This is a genomic window from Variovorax sp. DAIF25 (assembly GCF_050711835.1).
GTDB lineage: Bacteria > Pseudomonadota > Gammaproteobacteria > Burkholderiales > Burkholderiaceae_C > Variovorax.
In genome coordinates this window covers 5,278,345-5,304,008 of the sequence record NZ_CP136636.1, presented here as the reverse complement: position 1 = coordinate 5,304,008, position 25,664 = coordinate 5,278,345, and the positions used below count along the sequence as shown (strand labels likewise).

The window sequence follows — 25,664 nt, the reverse complement described above, 5'->3', positions numbered from 1 at the left end:
CGCACGGAATGCCGCCACCGGACCCCGCCGCGCTGCCGCTGGCCGGCGTGCGCGTGCTCGAGCTGTCGCAGATCATGGCCGGCCCGATCTGCGGCCTGATGCTGGCCGACATGGGCGCCGAGGTCATCAAGATCGAGAAGTTTCCGGCCGGCGACGATGCGCGCGGCTATGCACGGCCCAACGACCCGGGGCTCGCGCCATCGTTCGTGATGCTCAACCGCGGCAAGCGCTCGGTGGCGGTCGACATCCGCCAGCCGGCCGGGCAGGACGTGATCCGCCGGCTCGCGGCGCGCTGCGACATCGTCACCGAGAACTTCCGGCGCGGAAAGCTCGATGCGCTCGGCCTCGGCTACGAGCAGCTGCGCGCCGCGAACCCCGGCCTCGTCTACTGCTCGATCAGCGGCTACGGCCCCAACGGCCCGCTGAGCGACAAGGGCGGCTTCGACCTGGTGCTGCAAGCCTTCTCGGGCCTGATCAGCGTCACCGGCAGTCTCGGCGGCGAGCAGGCCAAGCCCGGCAACTCGGTCGCCGACATCAATGCCGGCATCCTGGCCGCGCTCGGCAGCCTCTCGGCCTACGTGCGGCGGCTGCGCACCGGCATCGGCAGCAAGGTCGAGACCTCGCTGCTGCAGGCCTCGCTGCAGCAGATGTACTGGTTCGCCGCGGCCTACTTCTCGAGCGGCGCCATCGCGCGGCCGATGGGCACCGCCCATCCGCTGATCGCGCCCTACCAGACCTTCCGCTGCGCCGAGGGCGCGATCGCGATCGGCGGCGGCAACCAGGCCAACTGGCAGCGCATCGCCGAGGTGCTGGGCCATCCCGAATGGGCGGACGACCCGCGCTTTCGCACGGGCCGCGACCGGCTCGCGCACCAGGCCGCGCTCGAGGCGCTGATCACGCAGGCGCTGGCGCCGCACGGCGCGGACCACTGGATCGAGCGCCTCGACCGCGCCGGCGTGCCGGTGGGGCCGGTGCACGACGTGAAGCAGGCGCTCGAGCATCCGCAGTCGAGCGCGGTGTCGATGGTGGTGGAGGTCGACCATGCCGAGGGCGGCACCACGCGCTCGCTCGGGCTGCCGCTGCATTTCGACGGCGTGTCGCCGCATGCGCGCTCGGCCGCGCCGCGCGTGGGCGAGCAGACCCACGAGGTGCTGCGCGAATTCGATTTCGGCGAGGAGGAGATCGAGCGGCTGCAGCGCGAGCGGGTCATCGCACAGCACGCTGCGACCTGAGGCTCAGCCCAGCGGCAACTCGTAGCGCGCGAAGAGGCCGAAGTCCTTGCGGGTCTCGCTGTGCAGCGCGAAGCCGAAGCGCTCGTAGAGGCGGCGCAGCGGCGCGCGGTCGGCCACGCAGTCGAGCCGCAGGTGGCGCTTGCCGAGCGCCGTCGCCCGTTCGCGCGCGAACACCAGCAAGGCGTTCGACACGCCTTGCCCCGCGAAGCCGCGGCGCACCGCGAGCTTGTGCACGTAGAGCGAGCTGCCAGCCTCGATCTCGGGCCAGAAATACGGATCCTCGAGGTCGAGCCGGACCACGCCGGCCACCTGGCCATCGATGCGCGCGATGAAGTAGCCGCCCGCCGCGCAGTCGCGCTCGATGCGCGCGGGCGCGATCTCCGGCCCCGACCACAGGGTGCGGCCTTCGTCGACCAGCCATTGCGCGGCCTCGTGCAGCACGGCGACGACGGTGGGGGCTTCCTCGGGGCGGGCGGGTTCGATCTGCATGGGGTGCGAAGCATAGCGGCCCGCCGCCGCGGTCCTCACTGCCAGCGATAGCGTGCCGTGAGCGTCGCCGTGCGGCGCGTGCCCTGGTAGCACTCGCCGTGGTAGCAGATCGAGTTGTACTTCTTGTCCGCCAGGTTGGAGACGTTGAGCGCCACGCGCCACGGGCCGCGCTCGTAGTGCAGGGCCGCGTCGAGCAGCGTCACGCCGCGTTCGGCGCTGGTGTTGTGCTCGTCGTTCTGGCGCTTGCCGACGTAGCGCACGCCGCCGCCGAAGCCCAGGCCGTTGCCCAGCGTGTAGTCGAGCCAGACCGAGGCCGACTGCTTGGGCACCAGCGGCGGGATCTTGCCGATCTCGTCGGGGTCGGCACTGGCGAGCACCTTCATGTCGAGCCAGGTGTAGGCCGCCGCGATGTTCAGGCCCGGCGCGAGTTCGCCCTTGGCTTCGAGCTCGATGCCGCGCGAGCGCTGCCTGCCGATCTGGCGGCCCTCGAAGGTCGCGGGGTCGTAGGTGACCACGTTGGTCTTGCGCAGGTCGAAGGCGGCCGCGGTGAACAGGCTGCGCGAACCCGCGGGCTGGAACTTGAGCCCGAGCTCGACCTGCTTGCCGCGGCTGGGCCGGAAGGCCTCGTTGTTCGCATCGGTGCCGCTGTTGGGCAGGAAGGAGGTGACGTAGCTCAGGTAGGGCGCCCAGCCGTTGCCCAGCAGGTAGCTGAGGCCGGCCCGGCCGCTGAAGGCGCTGTCGGACTTGCGGGAGCGGCTGCTGTCGAGATGGTCGTCGGTGACCTGGCGCACGCGGTCCTGGCGGCCGCCGAGCGTGAGCACCCAGCGCTCGCCGAACTTGAGCTGGTCCTGCGCATAGAAGCCGAGCTGGCGCGTCGACTGGTCGAGGTTGGCGAGCGGCTCGGTGGGCAGTGCCACGGGCTGGCCATAGACGGGCGCGAGCAGGTCGAGGCTGGGCGTCGGGCCGATGAAGCGCCGTTGCCGGCCCTTCTGGTCGCTGTAGTCGACGCCCAGCAGCAGCGTGTGCTGCACGTCGCCATGCTGCAGCCTGCCCTGCACGCTGGTGTCGAGCGTCGAGAGGTTCACGGGGTCGCGCCAGGTCCTGGCGATGCGCGACAGCGTGTGCTGGTCCTCGCCCAGCGCATCGGCCCAGACCACGCGCCGGCTCGGGTCGACGCGGCTGTAGCGGAAGTTCTGGCGCAGGGTCCACCGGTCGCCCAGGGCGGTCTCGAACCGGTAGCCGATGGCGCCTTGCGTCTGCTTGAGCTGGCCGAAGCTGTGGTCGCCCACCTTGATCGAGGAGAGGGCGTAGTTCTGCGTCAGGTAGTAGGGATCCTCGGCCGTGTTGTTGCGCAGGAACTCGGCCAGCACGGTCAGCGAGGTGCCCGCGCTTGGCTGCCAGCGCAGCGAGGGCGCGATGTAGGTGCGCGTGTGGTTGAGCCGGCGGCCGTCGGGGTAGCGGTCCTGGTCGTTGCTGTCGAGGCTCAGGCCGACCAGCCGGTAGCTCAGCACAGCGTCGCTGCCGATCCGGTCGCCGAGGTCGAAGGCCAGCTGCTGGCGCTGGTAGCTGCCGTACTGCAGCTCGATCTCGCGGATCCGCTCGCCCGTGGGCTGCTTGCTCACGCGGTTGACGATGCCGCCCGCGTCGGCCTGGCCGAACACCATCGACGCCGGGCCGCGCAGCACCTCCACGCGCTCCAGCGCATAGGGCTCGGTCAGGTAGTAGGTGGGAACGAAGGAGGCCTGGGCCAGCCCGTCGCGGTAGACGCCGGTGGTCGACGAGTTGAAGCCGCGCAGCAGCACGTACTCCCAGCCGCGGTTGTCGGGACCGTAGGTGCTGGTGGTCACGCCGGGCGTGTAGCGCAGCGCCTCCATCACGTCCTGCGCGCCGCGCGCCTCCATTTCCTCGCGGCCGATCACCGACACCGATTGCGGCACCTCGATCAGCGGCGTGTCGGTCTTGGTGGCCGTGCCGCTGATGCGCGCGGCATAGCCGGGCACGGGGCCGTTGCCGCTTTCGCGCTCGGCGCTTGCGGTCACCTGCACGGCGGGAAGGCTGCTGTTGCCCGTGACGGGCGCGGTGGGCGCTGAGGTCGCGGATTCGGCGGGCGCGGGCTGGCTGCGCAGCACGTAGCCGCCGTTGTCCAGCCGCAGCGCCTGCAAGCCGGTGCCGGCCAGCAGCGCGGCCAGCGCCTCCTGCGGCGTGAAGGGGCCGCGCAGGCCGGCCGTGCGCTTGCCGTCGGTCTGCTCGGCGACGAAGCTCAGCGGCAGGTTGGCTGCGCTCGCGAAGCTGCGCAGCGCCGGCGCGAGCGGACCGGCCGGAACGTCGTAGGTCTGGCGCGCGGCCTGCGCCTGCGGTGCCTGGGCGCGGGCCGTGCCCGGCAGGCCCATCTGCGCGCCCAGCAGCGCGAGGCCGCACAGCGCCGTGGCTGAAATTCCCTGAGCTGGATGCTTGTTCTTCTGGTGTCGCGGCTGGCGCCCGTTGGTCGGCATGGTGGTCTCTCGAAGTGATTGCTGAAAAAGAAGCCCTCACTTGACAGGTGCCGCGAGAAAGCAAATCGGGCAGGCGATGACGAAAATTTTTTGAGGCTGGTGCTTACTGGACGCCCTCCACCGTCGCCCAGAACCGGGTGCGCAGCCGCACCTGCACCGGCAGCACGCTCGGCAGCATCGCGAGGATGCGCTCGGTGTCGGCCAACGGGAACACGCCCGACAGGCGCAGCCCGGCCACGGCCGGGTCGCAGCGCACGATGCCGGGCCGGTAGCGGCCGAGTTCGGCCAGGAAGTCGTCCAGGCGCATGTCGTCGGCGATGAGCTGGCCGAGCGTCCAGGCCGTGGTCTGCGCGTCCACCGCGGCGATCGGGCCGACCTCGCCGCGGCCGAAGCTCGCGCGTTCGCCGGCGCGCAGCCGCACCGGCGCGGCCGCGGCCTCCGCGGGCGCGATCTCGACCGCGCTCTCGAGCACGGCGACACGGCTGCGGGCCTCGTCCTGGCGCACGCTGAAGCGCGTGCCGAGCGCGCGGATCCGTCCCTGGGCGGTGTCGACCACGAAGGGCGGGCTGTCGGGCCGGTCGTGGCCGGTGACGATCAGCACTTCGCCCGCCACCAGCCGCACCAGCCGCTGCCGGTCGTCGAAGCGCACGTCGATGGCGCTGGCCGTGCCGAGCGTGATGCGCGTGCCGTCGGGCAGCGACAGGTCGCGCTGCTCGCCGGTGCCGGTGCGGAAATCGGCCACCGTCTGCTGCCAGGTCTGCGTGCGCGAGGCGAGCACGCCCGTGGCGCCGGCCGCGCCGAGCCACAGCAGCGCGCGCAGCGCCTTGCGCCGCGGCGCGGGCGTGCGGCCGGAGGCGAGCGCGGCATGGGCGGCCGCCGGATGCAGGCCCTTGAGGCGCGCGCTGAAGCTCTCGATGTGCTGCCATGCGCGCTCGTGGTCCGGATGGCCGCGGCGCCATTGCTGCCAGCGCCGGCGGTCGTCTTCCGTGGCTTCGCCCGACATCAGCAGCGTGAGCCATTCCGCGGCCTCGTCGGCCGCGCGTTCGCCGAAGGGCAGGGCGGTGGCGGTGTCGAGGGGGGCGCTGCGCATCTCAGTCGGCCAGGCCGAAGAAGCACTGGCGGTTGGCACGCGACAGGTACTGCTTGACCGAGCTGGCCGATACGCCGAGCCGCTCGGCGATCTGCGCGTAGCTCAGGCCTTCGAGATGGGCCAGCAGGAAGGCTTCCTTCGCGGCCGGCGGCAGGCTGTCGAGCACGCGGTCGACCTGGTGCAGCGCCTCGATGGCCAGCAGCTGCACCTCGGGCGAGGGCGCCATCTCCTGCGGCAGCGCGGCCAGCGCCTCGAGGTAGCTCTGTTCGAGCACTTGCCGGCGATGCCGGTGCGCGATCAGCCGCCGCGCGATGGTGGCGAGGAAGGGGCGCGGCTCGCGGATGCCGGCCGCGGTGCCGGTCGTGATGACGCTGACGAAGGTGTCCTGTGCCAGGTCGGCCGCGGCGAAGGAATCGCCGAGCTTGCGCCGCAGCCAGCCCTGCAGCCAGCCGTGGTGCTCGCCATAGAGCGACCGCACTTCCTCGTGCATGGCGGATTCGGCGGCAGGCATGGCGGCATTCCCTCTTCGCCAGCGGCCTGGCATGGGTCGAGATTAATGAGAACGTTTCTCATTAATTCTAGATGAAGCGCTCGCCCGGGCCATGGGTTTTCAGCCGTGCCGCCGCACCGTGAAGCCTTCGGCCGCGGAAGGCGCGGCGAAGTGGCTGCTGATCAGGTCGAACTGCGCCTCGCTGGTCTCGAAGGGATGCGTGCCGCTCGCGTTGCGCGCTCGCAGGCGCTGCTTGCAGACCGCGTCGGGCAGCTCGAGCAGGTGCAGCACGTGCGCCGCGCCGGCCGCTTCGAAGAGGCCGCGCATCCAATGCCGGTTCGCGACCGTGTTGGCCGGGAAGTCGAGCACCACCGACACGCCGGCCGCGAGCAGCGCCGCCAGGTGGCCCTCGATGGCCTGCTTCAGGCGGCCCGCGCAGCGCACGTAGTCGGGCAGTTCGCGGATCTCGCCCGGGTAGAGCGCCGCGAGCCAGGCGTCCTCGCTGACCAGCACGGTGGCGGGCGCGGTGGCGAGCCGGCGCGCGAGCGTGGACTTGCCCGCGCCGATCTTGCCGCAGACCATGTGCAGCACGGGGGTGGAGGGGGTCGTTGTCATTTCGTTTTCTCCGGAGGGTGGTGGGCTTGGAAGCAGCGCCCCGGAAAACGAAAAACCCGCCTTCTGGGGCGGGTTGCATGGCATGAACTCGAGGAACCGTGCGTCAACCCACCATCTTCGCAATGGTGCGAATGATCGACGCGATGATGCGCGGGCAGGCCATGGGCCGAGCATAGCCCACGGCCGCGCGCTTCAGTCGTGCAGCGACGACAGGAACTGCCGCAGCTCCGGCGTCTGCGGATTCGCGAACAGCTCGGTGGGCGGCCCCATTTCGTGCACGCGGCCCTGGTGCATGAAGATCACGCGGTCGGCCACCTTGCGCGCGAAGTTCATCTCGTGCGTGACCATCAGCAGGGTCATGCCCTCGTCGGCCAGCGACTCGACCACGCGCAGCACCTCGCCCACCAGCTCGGGGTCGAGCGCCGAGGTGATCTCGTCGCACAGCAGCACGCCCGGTTCCATGGCCAGCGCGCGCGCGATCGCCACGCGCTGCTGCTGGCCGCCCGAGAGCTGGTCGGGCATGGCGTCGAACTTCTCGGCCAGGCCCACGCGCGTGAGCAGCTTGCGCGCCTGCGAGGCGGCCTCGAGCGACGAGCGCTTCTTCACCAGCGTGGGCGCGAGCATCACGTTCTTGCCGACCGTGAGGTGCGGGAACAGGTTGAAGCCCTGGAAGATCATGCCCACGCGCTGGCGCAGCTCGCGCATCGCCATCGCGCTCTCGTGCAGCAGCGGCTTGCCGTCGACGGTGAGCGAGCCCTCCTGGAACACCTCGAGGCCGTTGATGCAGCGCAGCAGCGTGCTCTTGCCCGAGCCGCTCTTGCCGATGATGGCGATCACCTCGCCGCGTTTCACGTCGAGGTCGATGCCCTTGAGCACCTCGTTGCTGCCGTAGGACTTGCGCAGCGCGGTGATGCGCACGATGGGGGCGCCCACCGCGACGGCGGGTTGTTGTTGCGGTTCAAGCACGGCGGCCATGGGTTTTCCTCTCGAGGGTCTTGGCGTACAGGCTCACGGGAAAGCACAGCACGAAATAGAGCAGGGCCACGCAGCTGAACACCACGAAGGGCTGGAAGGTGGCGTTGGAGATCATGCTGCCGGCCTTGGTGAGTTCGACGAAGCCGATGACCGACGCCAGCGCCGTGCCCTTGATGACCTGGACCAGGAAGCCCACGGTGGGCGCGATCGCGATCCTCACGGCCTGCGGCAGGATCACGTGGCGCAGCTGCTCGCCGAAGCTCAAGGCGAGGCTGCCCGAGGCTTCCCACTGCCCCTTCGGGATCGAGGCCACGCAGCCGCGCCAGATCTCGGTGAGGAAGGCGCTGGTGTAGAGCGTGAGCGCCACGCTGGCCGCGGTCCATGCCGACACGTCGATGCCGAACAGCGCGATGCCGAAGTAGGCCAGGAACAGCTGCATCAGCAGCGGCGTGCCCTGGAACAGTTGCACGTAGAGGCCCACGGCCTTGCCGGCGGCCCGGCCGCCGCGCAGGCGCAGGAACAGCAGCAGCGCGCCCACGATGCCGCCGCCGACGAAGGCGATGAGCGAGAGCACGACGGTCCAGCGCAGCGCCAGCAGCAGGTTGCGCAGGATGTCCCAGAGGGAGAAATCGGTCATGGCGGATTCAGCGGCCGAAGAAGAAGCGGGGACCGGCCCAGTCGAGCAGCCGCCGCAGCGCCACCGAGAGCGCGAGGTAGATCAGCGTGGCGACGATGAAGGCCTCGAAGGCGCGGAAGTTGCGGCTCTGGATCAGGTTGGCCGCGTAGCTCAGCTCCTCGGTCGAGATCTGCCCGCACACGGCCGAGCCCAGCATCACGATGACGATCTGGCTCACCATCGCGGGCCACACCTTCTTGAGCGCCGGCGGCAGCACCACGCGCAGGAACACCTGCGAACGGCTCAGCGCCAGGCTCACGGCGGCCTCGATCTGGCCCTTGGGCGTGGCCTCGATGCCGGCGCGGATGATCTCGGTGGAATAGGCCCCGAGGTTCAGCACCATCGCGATCACCGAAGCCACCTCGGGCGTGAGCTTGACGCCCGCGGCCGGCAGCCCGAAGAAGATGAAGAACAGCTGCACGATGAAGGGCGTGTTGCGGATCAGCTCCACGTAGGTGCCCACGATGGCGCGCAGCCAGCGCGGGCCGTCGGCGCGCGCCCAGGCGCAGAAGGTGCCGACGCCCATGCCCAGCACGGTGCCCACGGCCGTGAGGCCGATGGTCCACGCGACGCCGCGCAGCAGCAGCGGCCATTCGGCGAGCACGGCGCCAAAGTCGAATTCGATGCCCATGGCCGCGCCGTTCGATCAGACCGGCAGGTCGCCGGCGGCCTTGCCGAGCCACTTCTTCGACAGGGCGTCGAGCGTGCCGTCCTTCTTGGCCGTCGCGATGATCTCGTTGACCCTGGTCTTGAGCGCGGTCTCGCCCTTGGCGATGCCGACGAAGCAGGGGCTGTCCTTCAGCAGCAGCTTGAACTCGGCGCTGACCTTCGGGTTCTTGGCGAGCATGTCGCCGGCGACGGCCGCGCTGGTCGCGAGGGTCTGGGTCTGGCCCGCGACGAAGGCCGCGATGGTCGCGTTGTTGTCCTCGAAGCGGCGATAGTCGACGTTCGGCGGCGCCACCTTGTTGAGCTCCTGGTCCTCCATCGCGCCGCGCGTCACGGCCACGGTCTTTCCGGCCATGTCGGCGAAGCTGGCGAGCTTCATGCTCTTGGCGGCGTACACGGCCTGGAAGAAGGGCGCATAGGCCGACGAGAACTCGATCACCTTCTCGCGCTCCGCGTTCTTGCCGAGCGTGGAGATCACGAGGTCGGCCTTCCTGGTCTGCAGGTAGGGGATGCGGTTGGCGCTGGTCACGGGCACCAGCTCGACCTTCACGCCGAGCTTGGCGGCGATGAGCTCGGCCATCTCCACGTCGAGGCCCTGCGGCTTCATGTTCTTGTCGACCGAGCCGTAGGGCGGATAGTCGGTGGGCACGGCGATCTTGATGGTCTTGGCCTTGAGCACGTTGTCGAGCGCGTTCTGGGCGTAGGCACCGCCGGCCGAGGCCAGCATGGCGAGGGAAGCGAGCGCGAGGGCGACGCGGCGTTTGGATGCGAGGAAGGTCATAGCAGGGCTCCTAGGTAAGTCGAAGAGTCGGGATCGGGGGCCGCGCCGGGCTTGCGGCGCTTGCTCCGGGGGGCGGGCGTGGTGGCCGTGTTCTGGAGCGGCGCCAGCGCATCGCGCAGCTGGGCCAGCGGATCGGCGGGCGCCTGCACGCGCAGGGCCGACTGCACCGTGCCGATGTGCTCGGCCATCAGGGCCTCGGCGGCGGCATGGTCGCCGCGCTCGAGCGCCGCGACGATCTGCACGTGGTCCTCGCAGGACTGCACCGCGTCGTGCGTGGATTGGTAGAGCATGGCGATCAGCGTGGTGCGCGCCGTGTAGTCGCGCAGCGTGTCGGCCAGCAGCGTGTTGCCCAGGCATTCGGCCAGGCAGACGTGGAAGTCGCCGAGCAGGAAGCTGCGGTTGCCGACGTCGCTTTCCTTGAGGGCGGCCTTCTCGCGCTGCAGGTGCGTCTTCAGTTGGCGCAGCGCGCTCTTCTGGAGCTTGCCGGCGCTGCCCGCGCTTCGGATCAGGCCGAGCTCGATCACGCGCCGCGCCTCGAAGGCCTCGCGCGCCTCGTCCTGCGAGGGCTCGATCACGAACCAGCCGCGCCGCGCGCTCACGGTGACGATGCCGCGCGCCGCCAGCCGCGTGAGCGCCTCGCGCACGATGGTGCGGCTGCAGTCGAACAGCATCGCGAGCTGCTGCTCGCCCAGGCGCGAACCCGGCGCGAGCTTCTGCGCCATCACCGCCTCGACGATGCGCGCACTGATTTCGGAAGCGGAGGTAGACATTCACCTGCATACCAGCAGCTTCCGTGCCAACTGGTATGCAAGATGTGTGCACCGAAATGGGCTGGCGGGGTGCGCCGGTGGTGCGGGTGCCTTGGGGGTGCTGAAGCTTTCGCGCTTAAAGGGACGGGCTCACGCCGATGGGGTACTCCCCTCCGCGAATGTCCCCCGCCTTCGGCTCCTCCTTTATTTCGCTGCGGGGAGTACCCCGTCGACGTGAGCCGGGACACGACGGTCGTTGTGCGGCCGGCACCACCGCAGCGCCCACGTGCACAGGGCAGCGGGTGCTTCCCGCAGCGAAATCAAGGAGGAGGCCGAAGGCCGGGGGACATTCGCGGAGGGAAGTACCCGCTGTCCTGTGCACGCGCCCCCGGCGTATCTCAGTCCTCCCGGCTCAATCCATCCGCGCGCCCGAAGCCTTCACCGCCTCGCGCCAGCGCGGCGTCTCGGTCGCCAGGAAGCGCGCGAACTCCTCGCTGCCCAGGAAGGCCGGGTCGGCGCCCTGGCTCACCATGCGCTCGCGCACCTCGGCGCTGGTCAGCACCTGCCGGAAGGCCTCGCTGAGCTTGGCGACCACCTCCTTGGGCGTGTCCTTGGGCGCGAAGAAGCCGTAGAAGCCCACCACCTCGAAACCCTTCACGCCCGATTCGGCCACGGTCGGGATGTCGGGCAGCGCGGGATTGCGCTCGCGGCTGGTCACGGCCAGCGCGCGCACCTTGCCCTGCTTGTGGTAGTTGGCGGCCTGCGGGATCGATTCGGCCATGAACTGCACCTGGCCGCCCATCAGGTCGGTGAAGGCCGGCGCGCTGCCGCGGTAGGGGATATGGACCATGAAGATGCCGGTCGCGGTCTTGAACATCTCGGGCACCAGGTGGCTGATGCCGCCGTTGCCGGCCGAGCCGTAGTTGATCTGGCCCGGCCGCGCCTTCGCGTAGTCGATGAACTGCCTGAGGTTCTGCACCGGCAGCTTGGGCGTGACCAGCAGCGCCAGCGGCTGCATCGCGGTGCGCGCGATCGGCACGAAGTCGCGCTGCGTGTCGTAGGGCAGCTTGCTGTAGAGCGCGCCGTTGATCACGGCCACACCGGTGTTCGCGAGCATCAGCGTGTAGCCGTCGGCCGGGCTCTTGGCGACCGCGTCGGCGCCCACCGAGCCGCCCGCGCCGGGCTTGTAGTCCACGATCAGCGGCTGGCCCAGCGCCGCCTGCAGCTTGTCGGTCAGCAGGCGCGCATGCTGGTCGAGCGGCCCGCCGGCCGGGAAGCCGATCACGACCTTGATCGGCTTGTCGGGAAAGGCGGCCGTGGCGGCCGTGCCCACGGCCAGCGACAGGACCGCGAGCGCGGTCCGCAGGGTGTTGTTCATGATCCGTCTCCTTCTTCTTGGTGAGGAGACGATCATAGGCAAGGCCCTCAGCCGGCCAGCGTCGCCTTCAGCGTGATCTCGGGCACGCTCGCGAGCGCCTTCGACAGCGGGCAGCCGGTCTTGGCGGCCGCGGCGATCTGCTGGAACTTCGCCTCGTCGAGGTTGGGCACGGCGGCGTCGAGCTCGAGCGCGATGCGGTCGATCTTGAAACCCTCGCCGTCCTTGGCCAGGCGCACGGCCGCGCGGGTGTCGATCTTCGTGGCGGCCAGGCCTTCCTTCTCGAGCGCGAAGGCGAAGGCCATCGTGAAGCAGGCCGCGTGCGCGGCGCCGACGATCTCCTCGGGGTTGGTGCCGCGCCGGTCGTCCTCGAAACGGCTGGCGAAGCCATAGGGGTAGTCCTTGAGCGCGCCGGTCTCGGTGCTGACCTGGCCCTTGCCGGTCTTGCCGGCGCCTTCCCAGTGAACGCTCGCGTGCTTTTCTGCTGCCATGGAGATGCTCCTTCGGTGGTCGGTGGATGGGTGAACGGGATGCGAAGCCCCAGGTATCGCCGAAATGGCACGCCGCGTCTGTAGTCGCCGGCCCTGTCGCCCCGGCCGTTTCGACGGGGCCGCGATCGGGCGACGTAGAAAAAAGGGCGTCGCCAAGGTGACGCTCCGGGGGCTTCCCCGATGGGAGCCGCGCCGCGCTCGGCTTAGGCTGGCGTGCGGTTCGCGCGCCCGGCATTCCGGCCGGACGCGCCCCGCCCCCGAATTCCCCCTTCCTTCCGCCCCCTGCCATGACCCTGGAACAACGCCCGCATCACAAGTTCTGGCCCAAACGCCTGCCGCATTCGATCACCGTGCCCGCGGTGTCGCTCTGGCACAACCTCAAGACCGCCGCCGAGCGCTACCCCGACAACAACGCCCTGGTGTTCTTCGGCCGCGTCACCAGCTACCGCGAGCTGGCGAGCCAGGTCGAGCGCCTGGCCGGCACCTTGCATGCGCTGGGCGTGAAGCGCGGCGACCGCGTGCTGCTCGACATGCAGAACTGCCCGCAACTGGTGATCGCGCATTTCGCGATCCTGCGCGCCAATGCCGTGGTGGTGCCGGTCAACCCGATGAACCGGGCCGAGGAGCTCAAGCACTACATCACCGACGCCGATGCCAAGGTGGCGATCACCACCGGCGACCTGGCCGGCGAACTGGCCAAGGCCAGCGACGCGCTGCCCGAGGGCGAACGCCTGTCGAGGATGATCGTGACCCAGTTCACCGACGCCTTCGATCCCGGCGTGACCGGCGACGACGCGCCCGCGCCCGCCTGGGTCGACTGGCTCGGCACCCGCCATGCGCTGCCCGCGCTGGCCGGCGGCGAGGTCATGGCCTGGACCGAGGCGCTCGAGACCAGCCACCCGGTGCCCGAGCACGTGGTGGGCGCCAACGACATGGCGCTGCTGCCCTACACCAGCGGCACCACCGGCCTGCCCAAGGGCTGCATCCACCACCATTCGAGCCTGATGCACAACGCCATGTCGGGCATGCTGTGGGGCTGCGCGCATTCCGAGGTGGTGGTGCTGGCCGTGGTGCCGATGTTCCACATCACCGGCGTGGTCAGCATGATGCACACCGCGATCCTCGCGGCCGCCACGCTGGTCATCATGCCGCGCTGGGACCGCGACGTGGCCGGGCGCCTGATCTCGCGCTGGAAGGTCTCGAGCTGGACCAACATCCCGACCATGGTGATCGACCTGATGGCGAGCCCGCACTTCGCGAGCTACGACCTTTCGAGCCTCAGCTACATCGGCGGCGGCGGCGCGGCCATGCCGCAGGCGGTGGCGCAGCGGCTGCAGGACCAGTTCGGCCTCAAGTACCAGGAAGGCTACGGCCTCACCGAGACGGCCGCGCCCTCGCACTCGAACCCGGCCGAGCATCCCAAGCAGCAGTGCCTGGGCATCCCGTTCATGAGCACCGACGCGCGCGTGGTCGACCCCGACACGCTGAAGGAACTGCCGCCGGGCGAATCGGGCGAGATCATCATCCATGGCCCCGAGGTGTTCCAGGGCTACTGGAAGCGGCCCGAGGCCACGGCCGCGGCCTTCGTCGAGTTCGAGGGCAAGCGCTTCTTCCGCTCGGGCGACATGGGCCGCATGGACGAGGAGGGCTACTTCTTCATCACCGACCGCCTGAAGCGCATGATCAACGCCAGCGGCTTCAAGGTCTGGCCGGCCGAGGTCGAGCTGCTGATGTTCCGCCACCCGGCGATCCAGGAAGCCTGCGTGATCTCGACCAAGGACGCCTACCGCGGCGAATCGGTCAAGGCCGTGGTGGTGCTGCGGCCCACCCACAAGGACACGACCGCACAGCAGATCATCGACTGGTGCCGCGAGAACATGGCGGTCTACAAGATCCCGCGCCAGGTGCAGTTCGTCGACGCGCTGCCCAAGAGCGGCAGCGGCAAGGTCATGTGGCGCCTGTTGCAGGAAGCCGAGAACGCCTGAGGCGCCGAGTCAGCGCGCCGGGCGCGCCGCCCGGTGCCGCAACCCCAGCCGGACCTGCGTCGCGGCCAGCAGCACCGCGCTGCGCAGCGGATGAATCACGGGCACCGCGAGGCCCTGGGCCGCCAGGGCCCGCGCGAGCGCATCGCTCACGCCCAGGAAGCCGGTGCAGCCCAGCACGATCGCGTCGGCGCCATCGTCGCGCACCGCCCGCGCCGCCGCCTCGGTCAGGCGTGCGAGCAGCCGTTCGGGATCGGCGTCGAGTTCGCGCACCGCAGTGTCGACCACGCGCAGCGGCGCCAGCCGCGGGCCCAGCGCGGTGCGCTCGGCGAGCGCATCGATCATCGGGCGCACGCTCTCGAGCACCGTGACGATCGCGAGCCGCCGGCCGAGCGTCGCCGCCAGGTGCAGGCTGGCCTCGCCCGGGCCGATGACGGGCATCGCCACGCGCTCGCGCGCGGCTTCCACGCCGGGATCGGCGAAACAGTCGATCACCACCGCATCGAGGCCCTGCGCCTCGGCCTCCTCGATGCGCGCGAGCACGCCGGGCAGGCAGCGATGCTCGTCGGCCGGGCTCTCGATCGCGCGCGGGCCGTCGGCGATGTTGACCTGCGACAGCTGCAGCGCGCCGCCCTCGGCGAGATCCTCGATCTCGCGCAGCTTCGCGGGCACCGGGGCGACATGGGGCGTGACGACGCGGATGCGGATCGGCATGGCATGGCTCCTCAGCGCAGCGTGTAGCCGCCGTCGGCGAACAGCGTGGTGCCGCTCATGAAGCCGTTGCCCATGAGGAACACCACCGCGTCGGCCACTTCCTCGACGGTGCCGACCCGGCCCAGCGTGCTGATCGCGGCGAAGCCCGCATAGGCGGCTTCTCGCGCGGCGGCCGGGCGCCCGCGCCACAGCGGGCTGTCGATGGTGCCGGGCGACACGGTGTTGACGCGCCGCGGCGCCAGGTCGATCGCGAGCGCGCGCCCCAGGCCCTCGATCGCGCTGTTGCAGGCCGCGTAGCTGGCGACGCCCGGCAGCGGCCGTGCGCCCGCGCCGCCCGACATCAGCACCACCGAGCCGCTGGGCGACAGCTTGGCGAGCGCATGGTGCACGGCCCAATACTGGGGCCAGAACTTCTGGCGGAACGGGCTTTCGACCTGGGCCACATCCTCGCTGCCGAAGGGCGCGACGCTGTAGCTCGCGCCGGGCGTGAACAGGTGGTCGATGGCGGGCAGCGGCGCGAAGAAGCGCGCGAGCGAATCGGCGTCGGACGAGTCGACCGTCGCGCCGGTGGCCGCGGGGCCGAGCTGCTCGAGCGCGGCCGCCAGCCGCTGCGGCGAGCGACCGCCCACGTGGACCTGGCCGCCTTGCTTGACGACGCGTTGCGCCACCGCGAGACCGATGCCGGAGGTGCCGCCGACGATGGCGACGCGTTGCTGCGAGAAGGTGTTGCTCATGATCGGATTCTTCAAAGTTCCATATTTCGGAACTTGCATCAAGATAATTGAACTCGATCATAGAAGGCCGCGCCGCCCTGTCAAGCGGGCGGCACGGTGCCGCGCGCCGCTGGAAAAAATGTGTGTCCCCACCGCGCCCGGCACGCGAATCCCTTAGCCTCGATGCGTCCTCATCCGTTGTCGATCCGTCCGTCTTCTTCATGCACCTGCGCGCGTTCCTTTCCATCCTTCTTGCCTTCCCCCTGCTGGCCCATGCGGCCGCTTCCCGCAGCTGCCTCGTCGTCGGCGTCAGCGACGGCGACACGCTGACCGCGCGCTGCGGCCGCAGCGGTGCCTACGAACAGGTCAAGGTGCGCATCGCCGCCATCGACGCGCCCGAGAAGGCGCAGCCCTATGGCCAGCGCAGCCGCCAGGCGCTGAGCCGGCTCTGCTATGCCGAGAAGGCGCTGATCACCGCGCGCGACACCGACCGCTACGGCCGCACCGTGGCCGACGTGTCGTGCAACGGCGAGGACGCGGGTCGGCGCATGGTGTCGGAGGGCTGGGCCTGGGTCTACGACTACCACGGCATCGCGACCAAGCGCGGCGGCGACCTGTTCCGGCTGCAGGACGGCGCCCGCGCGCAGCGCGCCGGGCTGTGGGCGGATACCAAGCCCACGCCCCCTTGGGAATGGCGCCGGCAGCGGCGCGAATCTCACTGGAGTGACAACTTCTTCTCGTCGTTCTGAGTGCCTTTGGGCTGGGCACGGCCCATGTCACGCGAGATTCATGCGGCGCGAACAGCATTCGGGGTTCTTGCAACCCACGCACCGAAGAGAACAACGACATGGCCAAGAATTTCGACCGGATGGAGGACTCCAACCTTTCCGCCAACCCCACGATCCACGAGGTGTCCGATCCGGCGCGCCGCGTGCTCGTGCGCGGCGGTCTCGCGGCCGCGGTGGCGGGGCTGTTCGGCCCGCTCGCGGCCGGCTCGCTCGCGGGTTGCGCATCGACCGCCGGCAGCGGCGGTGGCGCGGTCGCCGGCCTGGGCCGCGCGATCGGCTTCAAGGGCATCGCGATGGCCGCGGTCGACCAGGTGGTGGTGCCCGAGGGCTACAGCGCGCAGGTGCTCTACCGCTGGGGCGATCCGACCGGCGTGGCCGGCAGCATGCCCGCCTTCAGGACCGACGGCTCCAACTCGGCCGACGACCAGGCGCTGCAGGCCGGCATGCACCACGACGGCATGGCCTTCTTCCCGATCGAGGGCTCGAACCGCGGCCTGCTGGTGCTCAACCACGAGTACGTGGACGACGGCCTGCTGCACGTCGACGGCATGAAAACCTGGACGCCCGAGAAGGTGCGCAAGTCGATGAACGCCCATGGCGTGTCGGTGATCGAGCTGCAGCGCGACGGCGCCAAGTGGTCGCAGGTGCTGCCCTCGCGCTTCGCGCGCCGCGTCACCGCGCTCACGCCGATGACGCTGAGCGGCCCGGCCGCCGGCCATCCGATGCTGCGCACGGCCGCCGATCCGAGCGGCACGCAGGTGCTGGGCACCTACAACAACTGCTCGAACGGCCAGACGCCCTGGGGCACCTACCTGACCTGCGAGGAGAACTTCGCCGATTACTTCGAGGGCCCCGAGTCGCCCGACGCGCACCAGAAGCGCTGGGGCATCCGCAAGGGCAACGGCGCCAAGTACCGCTGGCACGAGCACGAGCCGCGCTTCGACGTGACGAAGAACCCGAACGAACCCAACCGCTACGGCTGGGTGGTGGAGATCGATCCGCAGGACCCGGCCTCCACGCCGCGCAAGCGCACCGCGATGGGCCGCGCCGCGCACGAGGGCGCGGCCACCGCGCTGACCGCCGACGGCCGGGCCGTGGTCTACATGGGCGAGGACTCGCGCTTCGAATACATCTACAAGTTCGTGAGCCGCGACGCGGTGAAGCCCGGTGGCGCGGCCGCCAACCGCGAGCTGCTCGACCACGGCACGCTCTACGTGGCGCGCTTCGACGTCGACGGCAGCGGCGAATGGCTGCCGCTCGTGCAGGGCCAGAACGGGCTCGTGGCCGACAAGGGTTTCGCGAGCCAGGGCGACGTGCTGATCAAGTCGCGCCAGGCCAGCGACCTGCTGGGCGCGACCAAGATGGACCGCCCGGAGTGGACCACCGTCGATCCGCTGACCAAGGAGGTCTACTGCACGCTGACCAACAACAGCAACCGCGGCGGTGCCGGCCAGCCGTTCATGGACGCGGCCAATCCGCGTTCCAACAACACCATGGGCCAGATCATCCGCTGGAAGGAGCAGGGCGACCTCGACGGCACCAAGTTCGCGTGGAACCACCTGGTGCTCGCGGGCGACCCGAAACAGTCGCGCTGGGAAGCGCAGGGCAACGTCAAGGGCGATGCCTTCGGCAGCCCCGATGGCCTGATGGTCGATGCGCGCGGCGTGCTGTGGATCCAGACCGACGTCTCGACCTCCACGCTCGGCAAGGGCGACTACACCAACCTGCCGAACAACCAGATGCTGGCCTGCGATCCGACGCAAGGCGAGATCCGCCGCTTCCTGCTCGGCCCGGCCGGCTGCGAGATCACCGGCCTCACGGCCACGCCCGACCTGCGCACGCTGTTCATCAACATCCAGCATCCGGGCGAGCCGGCCAACGAGCGCAGCGATCCCGATCGTCCGCTCGCGGTGTCGAAGTGGCCCGACGGCGCGGGCCGCCCGCGCTCGGCGACGGTCGCGATCACGAAGAACGACGGCGGCGTGGTCGGGACCTGAGCGCTGGTCCCCGGGAGCAGGCGGCGGCGCTCAGCAGGCGCCGCCGTACCAGCAGCGCAGCTCGGGCATGAACAGCCCGAGCACGAAACTGATGCCGCAGACGATCAGCATCAGCAGCGCGCACATGCGCAGGCCCTCCTCGCTCCAGCGCGGCGCGAAGATGCTCACGAGGAAGCCCGAGGCGAAGGTGCCTTCGAGCCAGTGCGCGCCGCCCCAGCGCAGGATCCAGAGCCAGAACAGCGCGGTGAGGGCGTGCAGCGCGATCCAGTGCAGCAGCGACATCGCGGACCTCCTGCGGCGGCGCGGCTCAGGACTCGCTGCGGCCGTTCACGTCGGCCACCACGCGCGCATTGCGCTGGAAGCTCCAGTAGGCGCCGGCCCAGTCCATCATCACCACGATGCGGTTGCGGAAGCCGATCAGGAAGTACGCGTGCGCGAACAGCCAGAACAGCCACGCGAGCCGGCCGCTGAAGCGCAGCGGGCCGAAGGGCGTGCCGAGGTCGACCACGGCCGAGTTGCGGCCGATGGTCGCGAGGTTGCCGTAGTCGCGGTAGCGGAAGGCCTGCGTGGGCTGGCCCGCGATGCGGCGCAGGACGTTGGCGGCCGCGGCGCGCCCGGCCTGCTTGGCGCCGGGCGACACGCCGGGCACCGGCCGCGGCTCCTTGCCGGGCGCATGGCTCATCGCGGCCGCGAGGTCGCCGACCACGCTGATCTCGGGATGGCCCGCGAGGCTCAGGTCGGGCTCGACCTTGATGCGGCCCGCGCGGTCGCATTCGACGCCCGTGGCGCTGCCGAGCATGCGCCCGAGCGGCGAGGCCGCGACGCCCGCGGCCCACACCACGCAGCTGCTGTCGATGCGGTAGCTCTGCGCGGGCGCGCCGTCGGCTCCGCCGCCGGTCTGCACCTCGAGGCCGGTGGCGTCGATCGCGGTCACGCGCGCATTGAGCCGCACCTCGACGCCGAGCTTCTCGAGCTGCTCGAGCGCCCTCTGGCTCAGGCCCTCGGGCATCGCCTGCAGCACGCGCGGCCCGCCCTCGACCAGCAGCACCTGCGCGCTCGCCGGGTCGATGTGGCGGAACTCGCCCGCGAGCGTGTGCTTGGCGATCTCGGCCAGCGTGCCCGCCATCTCCACGCCCGTGGGGCCGGCGCCGATCACCACGAAGGTCAGCAGCGCGCGGCGGCGCTGCGCGTCGGTCGTGAGCTCGGCGGTCTCGAAGGACAGCAGCACGCGGCGCCGGATCTCGAAGGCATCGGCCAGGGTCTTGAGGCCCGGCGCATTGGCCGACCATTCGTCGCGCCCGAAATAGCTGTGGGTGGCGCCGGCCGCGACGATCAGGTGGTCGTAGGGCACCGGGTTGCCGTCGGCCATGCGCACCGTGCGCGCGGCCGGATCGATGGCCGAGACCTCGCCGAGCAGGGTCGTGATGTTGGCCTGGCCGCGGAACAGCCCGCGCACCGGTGCCGCGATCGACGGCGCCGCCAGCCCGGCGGTCGCCACCTGGTAGAGCAGCGGCTGGAACAGGTGGTGGTTGGTGCGGTCGATCACCGTCACGTCGACGTCGGCGCCTTGCAGCTTGCGAGCCGCTTCGAGCCCGCCGAAACCGCAGCCGACGATGACGACGCGGGGGCGGCCTGGGGAGTTGGTCGTTTGCATCGAACGGATGATACGCAGCGCCCTGCACGCGAAGCCATCTTGTGCCAAAGTGGCCGACCCGCCGAGGAACGAGAACCACGCGGGGACGGCGGGTGCCCTGGCGCGGGCTTTTGTCCTACGCGTCGCCGCCGAAGGCTTCGGCTACAAACTTCGTTGACCCGCGACTGGAGAACCCATGACGCTTTCCCGGCCGATCACGCCGGCAGCCGGCACCGTGCGAGAGCAGTTCCGCTCCGTGCGCGCCGCCAGCCTCGCGCTTGCCGCACCGCTTTCCGCCGAAGACCAGTGCATCCAGTCGATGCCCGACGCGAGCCCGACCAAATGGCATCTCGCGCACACCACCTGGTTCTTCGAGACCGTGCTGCTGCAGCCGCATGCCAGCGGCTACCAGCCCTTCGACACGCGTTTCCATTACCTCTTCAATTCCTATTACGAGGCGCTGGGCCCGCGCCATCCGCGCCCGCAGCGCGGCCTGCTCACGCGGCCCTCGCTCGACGAGGTGCAGGCCTACCGCCGCCATGTCGACGCGGCCGTGCTGGCCTTCCTCGACAGCGACGAGGCCGAGGCCGCCTGGGCCACGCTCGAGCCGATCGTCACGCTGGGCCTGAACCACGAGCAGCAGCACCAGGAGCTGCTGCTCACCGACATCCTGCATGCCCTGTCGTGCAACCCGCTGCTGCCCGCCTACAAGCCCGCCGGCGGCCCCGCGCTGCGGCTGGCCGCGGTGCCGCCCGCCATGCGCTGGCTGCCGCACGAGGGCGGCCTGGTCGAGATCGGCCATGACGGCGCGGGCTTCTCGTTCGACAACGAGACCCCGCGTCATCGCGCGCTGCTGCAGCCGCATGCGATCGCCGACCGGCTCGTGAATTGCGGCGACTTCGCGCAGTTCATCGCCGATGGTGGCTACCAGCGGCCCGAGCTGTGGCTGTCCGACGGCTGGGCCGCCGTGCAGTCGCAGGGCTGGCGCCATCCGGCCTACTGGCTCGCGCCCGACGATCCGCGCCTGGGTGCCTCGTCGGCCAATGCCGGCGGCTGGCATGTGTTCGGTCTGCATGGCGTGCGGCCGATCGAGCCCGAGGCGCCGGTATCGCAACTGAGTTTCTACGAGGCCGCCGCGTATGCCGAGTGGGCCGGCGCGCGGCTGCCGACCGAGTTCGAGTGGGAGGCCGCGTTCGGCAACCCGGGCATCTCGCAGATGACCGGCCACGTATGGCAATGGACGCGTTCCTCGTACGACCCGTATCCGGGCTTCAAGCCACTGCCCGGCGTCGCGGCCGAATACAACGGCAAGTTCATGGTGGGCCAGCTCGTGCTGCGCGGCGGCAGCGTGGCCACGCCCGAGGGCCATGCGCGCCCCAGCTATCGCAACTTCTTCCCGCCGGCCGCGCGCTGGCAATTCACCGGCCTGCGGCTCGCGAAGGATCTCTGACCATGCGCCCATTCGCTCCCATTCCCGCGGCAGCTTCGACTGCTTCTTCCTCCTCTTCTTCGCTGCCGTTCTCGGCGAAGAAGCGTCCCGCCGTCGTTGCGCCCGCTACGACTGCACCGCTGTCCGAGTTCGCGCGCGAGATGCAGGCGGGGCTGGCGCGCACGCCGCGCAGCATCTCGCCGAAATTCTTCTATGACGTGGTCGGCTCGCAGCTGTTCGATCAGATCTGCGATCTGCCCGAGTACTACCCGACGCGCACCGAGCTGCGCATCCTCGGCGAGTGCGCGGGAGAGATCGCGAAGCAGATCGGGCCGAATGCGGAGATCGTGGAGTTCGGGGCGGGGTCGTTGACCAAGATCCGCTTGCTGCTCGATGCGCTCGAGTCGCCGAAGCGTTATCTGCCGATCGATATCTCGGGGGAGTACCTCGAGGGGGCTGCAGCGCGCTTGCGTGCGGACTATCCGGAGTTGGCCGTGCAGCCGATTGCTGCGGACTACACGATGCCTCTGGTGTTGCCTGCGCCGATGCCTGGGGCGGGGCGGCGGGTGGGGTTCTTTCCGGGGTCTACGTTGGGGAACTTCGAGCCTGACGAGGCGCTGGCCTTTCTGCAGTTGGCGGCTCGGATGTTGCGTGGTGGGGGGATGCTGATCGGGGTGGACCTGGTGAAGGATCCGGCGCGGTTGCATGCGGCCTACAACGATGCGCAAGGGGTGACTGCGGCGTTCAATCTCAATCTGTTGCGGCGTGCCAATTCGGAGCTGGATGCGGACTTCGATCTCGATGGGTTCACGCATGCGGCGTTCTTCAATGCGCCTTTGCGGCGGATCGAGATGCATCTGGTGAGTCGGCGGGCTCAGAGCGTTTCATTGAATGGCGAGTCGTTTGGGTTCGAGGAAGGGGAGACCATTCATACGGAGTACTCGCACAAGTTCACTGTGGATGGGTTTCGTGCTTTGGCTGTGAAGGCGGGGTTTCGGCCGGGGGCGGTTTGGGTGGATTCGGAGAGGTTGTTCAGCGTGCATTGGTTGGGGGCTTGAGGGCTCTTTTAGGAGGTGTTTTCTTGCTGAGGCAGGAGCCGGGAATTCCGCCCGGCGGCGGACCTACTTTCTTTTGCTTCGCCAAAAGAAAGTAGGCAAAGAAAAGGCGACCCCACTGTCTGCGACCCTCCGCTTCGCTACGGGCAACCTGCGGTGCTCGCGTTTCGCGGGGTCTCGCAGAACTCGCTTCGCTCAAACAGCTGCGAGCCCTTATCCGCGAAACGCTGCGCTCCTCGGCGCAGCCAGAGGGGGTGGGGCGGGCCATCGCTGCGCTCGGCCAGGCAAGCCCAACGGGCCTTCGCTTTGCTCGGCCTCAGTGAAAGATCCGAGGCCTATGCATGCGCACTCACCACACAAGGACGCGCCATGGCGCGTTGACCCTCATCCCCTCTGGCTGTGCCGAGGAGCGCAGGAGAAAGCGGGATAAGGGCCGCAGCTGTCTGAGCGGAACGAAGTGCAGCGAGTTCTGCGGACCCCCGCTTTCTCCGAGCACCGCAGGTTGCCCGTAGCGAAGCGGAGGGACACAGACAGCGGGGTCGCCTTCTTTTGCTTACTTTTCTTGGCGAGACAAGAAAAGTAAGTCGCCCGCCGGGGCGAGACCCGGCCTACAGCCTCAAGCAAAGAAAACACCCCCAATCCAACCTCAGCCCAAAGAGCAAAAAAAACACCCCAACAAAACACCAGAAACCAAACAGTCACAATACCCCTCCGGCCAAACACATCCCCCCAGTCGGAGACCCAAACCCAAATGAAAGCCACCTGGAACGGCGCCACCATCGCCGAAAGCGACGACACCGTCCTCGTCGAGGGCAACCACTACTTCCCCATGTCGTCGCTCAACCGCGACGTCGTGACCTTCAGCAACCACAAGACCACCTGCCCCTGGAAGGGCAGCGCGAACTACTACTCGCTGCTGGTCAACGGCGAACTCAACACCGACGCCGCCTGGTACTACGCCGACCCCAAGCCCGAGGCCGAGATGGTCCGCGACCGCGTCGCGTTCTGGAAAGACGTGAAGGTCACGGCGTCGTGACCACCCCGGCCTTCGATCCGCCGTTCATCCATCCCGCGGAACTGCCGGCCGCACTGCGCGACCAGGGCTATGCGGTACTCGGCCCGCAGGCCGTGGGCGACTGGCTCGGCCTGCCGGTCGCGCAGCTCGAGGCGCTGCATGCCGACTGGAACGATCTTCCGCCCGACGAATACCTGAAGGACGGCGGCCGCTATCGCACGCGGCGCCACGAATGCTTCACGATCGACGGCGAGGCGATGCAGCAGGTGCCGCGCCGCGCGCACTGGCAGCCGGTCGAATACAACGCGCTGCATGGCGGCATGCAGCGCTGGTTCGCGCCGATGCTCGCGGCCACGGTCGCGCAGCCGGCCTGGCAGCGATTGATCGTGCGACTCGGCGAAGCAGCGAGCCAGCTGCGCGGCGCGCAGCGCTGGTACGTGGAAGCGCACCAGTTCCGCATCGACACCGCGGGCGGCATCGGCCGGCCCACGCCCGAGGGCGCGCACCGCGACGGCGTGGACCTGGTGGCGGTGGCGCTGGTGGGCCGCCACGACATCAAGGGCGGCGAGACGCGCGTGTTCGAGGCCAACGGGCGGCGCGGCGAGCGCTTCACCATGACCGAGCCGTGGACGCTGCTGCTGCTCGACGATGCGCGCGTGATCCACGAATCGACGCCGATCCAGCCGCTCGAGGAGAACGGCACGGGCTGGCGCGACACGCTGGTGATCACCTGCCGCGCCCAGGGTTTTCAGGGCGACTGAAACCCGCGCCACGAGGCGCTGCGCGGTCTGCAGGCGCGGGCCGCGCAAGCGCGGTATCCGCGATTTCCCTGGCTGGGAGGCGTCCTACAGTTGTGTCGCGGCCTTGCGGTTAAATTCGGGGCCCGGTCTTCGGCCATCTCAAACGGCCCGTGGACTGGACCCTGTCTGCCTGCGAACGAAGAAAGCGAGGTCCGCCATGTTCAATCACATCCTGGTCCCCATCGACGGCTCCGAAACTTCCATGCTCGCGGTCAGCAAGGCCAGCGGATTGGCGCTGGCCTTCGGAAGCCGCATCACCCTGATCCACGTGATCGACAACTACCCCTTCATCGGCGTGGGCGCGGACTATGCGCTCGGCCAGAACGAGTACCTCGCCGCGGCCACCTCGAGCGCCAATGCGGCACTCGCGCGCGGCGTGGCTGCGCTGGCGGCCGAAGGCCTGCACAGCGACCAGCGCGTGATCGACGGCCACGTGGTGCACGAAGGCATCGTGGACACGGCCATCGCCATCGCGGCCGACCTGATCGTGATGGGCTCGCACGGCCGCAGCGGCATCGAGAAGCTGCTGCTGGGCAGCGTGACGCAGCGCGTGCTGCAGGACTCGATGGTGCCGGTGCTGGTGGTCAAGGGCGGCTGAGAAGAACGCCGCGCCACCCCTTCGAATCCCGCCGATCCCCGCCGCTCACGCCGAGCCTTCTCCCGCCTCCCGCAACGCCTCGAAGCGCGGCCCGAAATCGGGCCGGCTCGCGAAGCGCATTCGCTCGCGCGTGGCCGGGTGCTCGAAGCCCAGCGCGCTCGCATGCAGCAGCAGGCGCGGCGCGCGCGCCTGCACTTCGGGACTGGCGTAGAGCGCATCGCCGAGGATCGGATGGCCGATCGACGCGAGGTGCACGCGCAACTGGTGCGAGCGGCCGGTGAGCGGCTCCAGCAGCAGGTAGCTGCAGGGCGTTTCGCCGTCGAGGCCGCCCAGGGCGCGCCAGCGCGTGAGGCTGGGCTTGCCGGCGGGGTCGATCTTCTGCAGCGGGCGGCGCGGCCAGTCGGCCATCAGCGGGGCATCGATGCAGGCCCAGTCCGCGTCCACGGGCAGCAGGCCGTCGACCACCGCCTCGTAGCGCTTGTCGACGCGGCGCGTGGCGAAGGCGTCGCCGAGCGCGCGCTGCATCTCGAGGCCGCGCGCCATCAGCACCAGGCCGCTGGTCGCCATGTCGAGCCGGTGCACGATCAGCGCATCGGGCCACTGGCGCTGGGCGCGCGCGCTCAGGCAGTCCTGCTTGTCCTCGCCGCGGCCGGGCACGCACAGCAGGCCGGCGGGCTTGTCGAGCACCAGCAGGTGGGCGTCTTCGTGAACGGGTCGTAGCGGGGGTGAAGCCATGGGAGGGCCCGAGTGTAGAAGCGTGGCCGGGCAGGGGCGTTGGCGGGCGCTCATGCGCGGCTCACGGTGGGTGGGCTATCCTTG

Annotated in this window: 26 protein-coding genes; 9 read left to right on the top strand and 17 right to left on the bottom strand. The window is 69.8% G+C overall.

Annotated features, from left to right (window positions below):
• The first annotated feature begins 8 nt into the window (after positions 1–8).
• Entirely contained in the window at positions 9–1,232 is a 1,224-nt protein-coding gene (locus R0232_RS24445) for a CaiB/BaiF CoA transferase family protein (RefSeq protein ID WP_431509704.1), read from the top strand.
• 3 nt (positions 1,233–1,235) lie between these two features.
• Here R0232_RS24445 and R0232_RS24440 read toward each other — a convergent pair whose 3' ends face one another.
• The 12 genes from R0232_RS24440 to R0232_RS24385 all read right to left on the bottom strand — a co-directional run bounded on the left by R0232_RS24440 (position 1,236) and on the right by R0232_RS24385 (position 12,121).
• Positions 1,236–1,721, bottom strand: a complete 486-nt coding sequence (locus tag R0232_RS24440) for a GNAT family N-acetyltransferase (RefSeq protein WP_208507490.1) — start codon at positions 1,719–1,721, stop codon at positions 1,236–1,238.
• A gap of 35 nt (positions 1,722–1,756) precedes the next feature.
• Complete coding sequence (locus R0232_RS24435; protein ID WP_431509703.1) at positions 1,757–4,213, bottom strand: TonB-dependent siderophore receptor; 2,457 nt, start codon at positions 4,211–4,213, stop codon at positions 1,757–1,759.
• Between the two features lie 103 nt (positions 4,214–4,316).
• A complete protein-coding gene (locus tag R0232_RS24430) occupies positions 4,317–5,303 on the bottom strand; it encodes a FecR domain-containing protein (protein WP_431509702.1) in 987 nt (328 codons plus the stop codon).
• 1 nt (position 5,304) lies between these two features.
• Positions 5,305–5,814: a sigma-70 family RNA polymerase sigma factor gene (locus tag R0232_RS24425; RefSeq protein ID WP_093340011.1), complete on the bottom strand. Its 510-nt coding sequence runs from the start codon at positions 5,812–5,814 to the stop codon at positions 5,305–5,307.
• Between the two features lie 99 nt (positions 5,815–5,913).
• Positions 5,914–6,408: an AAA family ATPase gene (locus R0232_RS24420; RefSeq protein WP_431509701.1), complete on the bottom strand. Its 495-nt coding sequence runs from the start codon at positions 6,406–6,408 to the stop codon at positions 5,914–5,916.
• Between the two features lie 192 nt (positions 6,409–6,600).
• Positions 6,601–7,383, bottom strand: a complete 783-nt coding sequence (locus tag R0232_RS24415; protein ID WP_431509700.1) for an amino acid ABC transporter ATP-binding protein — start codon at positions 7,381–7,383, stop codon at positions 6,601–6,603.
• On the bottom strand, positions 7,367–8,020 hold the full coding sequence (locus R0232_RS24410) for an amino acid ABC transporter permease (RefSeq protein WP_431509699.1): 654 nt from the start codon (positions 8,018–8,020) through the stop codon (positions 7,367–7,369). The genes R0232_RS24415 and R0232_RS24410 overlap by 17 nt, the downstream gene beginning before the upstream one ends.
• Positions 8,021–8,027: 7 nt before the next feature.
• Positions 8,028–8,690, bottom strand: coding sequence for an amino acid ABC transporter permease (locus R0232_RS24405; RefSeq protein ID WP_208509673.1), 663 nt, complete (start codon positions 8,688–8,690; stop codon positions 8,028–8,030).
• Between the two features lie 15 nt (positions 8,691–8,705).
• Positions 8,706–9,506, bottom strand: coding sequence for a transporter substrate-binding domain-containing protein (locus R0232_RS24400; protein WP_431509698.1), 801 nt, complete (start codon positions 9,504–9,506; stop codon positions 8,706–8,708).
• Positions 9,503–10,276, bottom strand: a complete 774-nt coding sequence (locus R0232_RS24395) for a GntR family transcriptional regulator (RefSeq protein ID WP_093339997.1) — start codon at positions 10,274–10,276, stop codon at positions 9,503–9,505. The genes R0232_RS24400 and R0232_RS24395 overlap by 4 nt, the downstream gene beginning before the upstream one ends.
• 391 nt (positions 10,277–10,667) lie before the next feature.
• Positions 10,668–11,633: a Bug family tripartite tricarboxylate transporter substrate binding protein gene (locus tag R0232_RS24390; RefSeq protein WP_431509697.1), complete on the bottom strand. Its 966-nt coding sequence runs from the start codon at positions 11,631–11,633 to the stop codon at positions 10,668–10,670.
• Positions 11,634–11,680: 47 nt separating this feature from the next.
• Positions 11,681–12,121: an OsmC family protein gene (locus R0232_RS24385; RefSeq protein ID WP_431509696.1), complete on the bottom strand. Its 441-nt coding sequence runs from the start codon at positions 12,119–12,121 to the stop codon at positions 11,681–11,683.
• 287 nt (positions 12,122–12,408) lie between these two features.
• Here R0232_RS24385 and R0232_RS24380 point away from each other — a divergent pair, with 287 nt between their 5' ends.
• Positions 12,409–14,106 (top strand): long-chain fatty acid--CoA ligase, encoded by a 1,698-nt coding sequence (locus R0232_RS24380; RefSeq protein ID WP_431509695.1) that lies wholly within the window; start codon positions 12,409–12,411, stop codon positions 14,104–14,106.
• Positions 14,107–14,115: 9 nt separating this feature from the next.
• Here the strand turns inward: R0232_RS24380 and R0232_RS24375 are convergent, their stop codons facing one another.
• Positions 14,116–14,817 carry an aspartate/glutamate racemase family protein gene (locus R0232_RS24375; RefSeq protein ID WP_208509677.1) on the bottom strand — a complete coding sequence of 234 codons (702 nt, stop codon included), beginning with the start codon at positions 14,815–14,817 and terminating at the stop codon, positions 14,116–14,118.
• An 11-nt stretch (positions 14,818–14,828) separates the two neighbouring features.
• On the bottom strand, positions 14,829–15,551 hold the full coding sequence (locus tag R0232_RS24370; RefSeq protein ID WP_431509694.1) for an SDR family oxidoreductase: 723 nt from the start codon (positions 15,549–15,551) through the stop codon (positions 14,829–14,831).
• 200 nt (positions 15,552–15,751) lie between these two features.
• On the opposite strand from R0232_RS24370, the gene R0232_RS24365 reads away from it, so the two are divergent.
• Complete coding sequence (locus R0232_RS24365; RefSeq protein WP_431509693.1) at positions 15,752–16,279, top strand: thermonuclease family protein; 528 nt, start codon at positions 15,752–15,754, stop codon at positions 16,277–16,279.
• Positions 16,280–16,377: 98 nt separating this feature from the next.
• Positions 16,378–18,315 (top strand): PhoX family protein, encoded by a 1,938-nt coding sequence (locus R0232_RS24360; protein WP_296776338.1) that lies wholly within the window; start codon positions 16,378–16,380, stop codon positions 18,313–18,315.
• 30 nt (positions 18,316–18,345) lie between these two features.
• On the opposite strand, the gene R0232_RS24355 is transcribed toward R0232_RS24360, so the two are convergent.
• Entirely contained in the window at positions 18,346–18,597 is a 252-nt protein-coding gene (locus R0232_RS24355) for a hypothetical protein (protein WP_431509692.1), read from the bottom strand.
• Between the two features lie 25 nt (positions 18,598–18,622).
• On the bottom strand, positions 18,623–19,969 hold the full coding sequence (locus R0232_RS24350; RefSeq protein WP_431509691.1) for an NAD(P)/FAD-dependent oxidoreductase: 1,347 nt from the start codon (positions 19,967–19,969) through the stop codon (positions 18,623–18,625).
• Positions 19,970–20,144: 175 nt separating this feature from the next.
• Here R0232_RS24350 and egtB point away from each other — a divergent pair, with 175 nt between their 5' ends.
• From egtB to R0232_RS24325, 5 genes are all read left to right on the top strand, one after another.
• Positions 20,145–21,398: an ergothioneine biosynthesis protein EgtB gene (egtB, locus tag R0232_RS24345; RefSeq protein ID WP_431509690.1), complete on the top strand. Its 1,254-nt coding sequence runs from the start codon at positions 20,145–20,147 to the stop codon at positions 21,396–21,398.
• A gap of 140 nt (positions 21,399–21,538) precedes the next feature.
• On the top strand, positions 21,539–22,435 hold the full coding sequence (egtD, locus tag R0232_RS24340) for an L-histidine N(alpha)-methyltransferase (protein ID WP_256222371.1): 897 nt from the start codon (positions 21,539–21,541) through the stop codon (positions 22,433–22,435).
• A 748-nt stretch (positions 22,436–23,183) separates the two neighbouring features.
• Complete coding sequence (locus R0232_RS24335; protein WP_093339974.1) at positions 23,184–23,468, top strand: DUF427 domain-containing protein; 285 nt, start codon at positions 23,184–23,186, stop codon at positions 23,466–23,468.
• Entirely contained in the window at positions 23,465–24,208 is a 744-nt protein-coding gene (locus R0232_RS24330; RefSeq protein ID WP_431509689.1) for a 2OG-Fe dioxygenase family protein, read from the top strand. Before R0232_RS24335 ends, R0232_RS24330 begins: the two co-directional genes overlap by 4 nt.
• Positions 24,209–24,404: 196 nt before the next feature.
• A complete protein-coding gene (locus tag R0232_RS24325; protein ID WP_057597897.1) occupies positions 24,405–24,845 on the top strand; it encodes a universal stress protein in 441 nt (146 codons plus the stop codon).
• Between the two features lie 45 nt (positions 24,846–24,890).
• Here R0232_RS24325 and R0232_RS24320 read toward each other — a convergent pair whose 3' ends face one another.
• Complete coding sequence (locus R0232_RS24320; protein WP_431509688.1) at positions 24,891–25,580, bottom strand: RluA family pseudouridine synthase; 690 nt, start codon at positions 25,578–25,580, stop codon at positions 24,891–24,893.
• Positions 25,581–25,664: the final 84 nt, after the last annotated feature.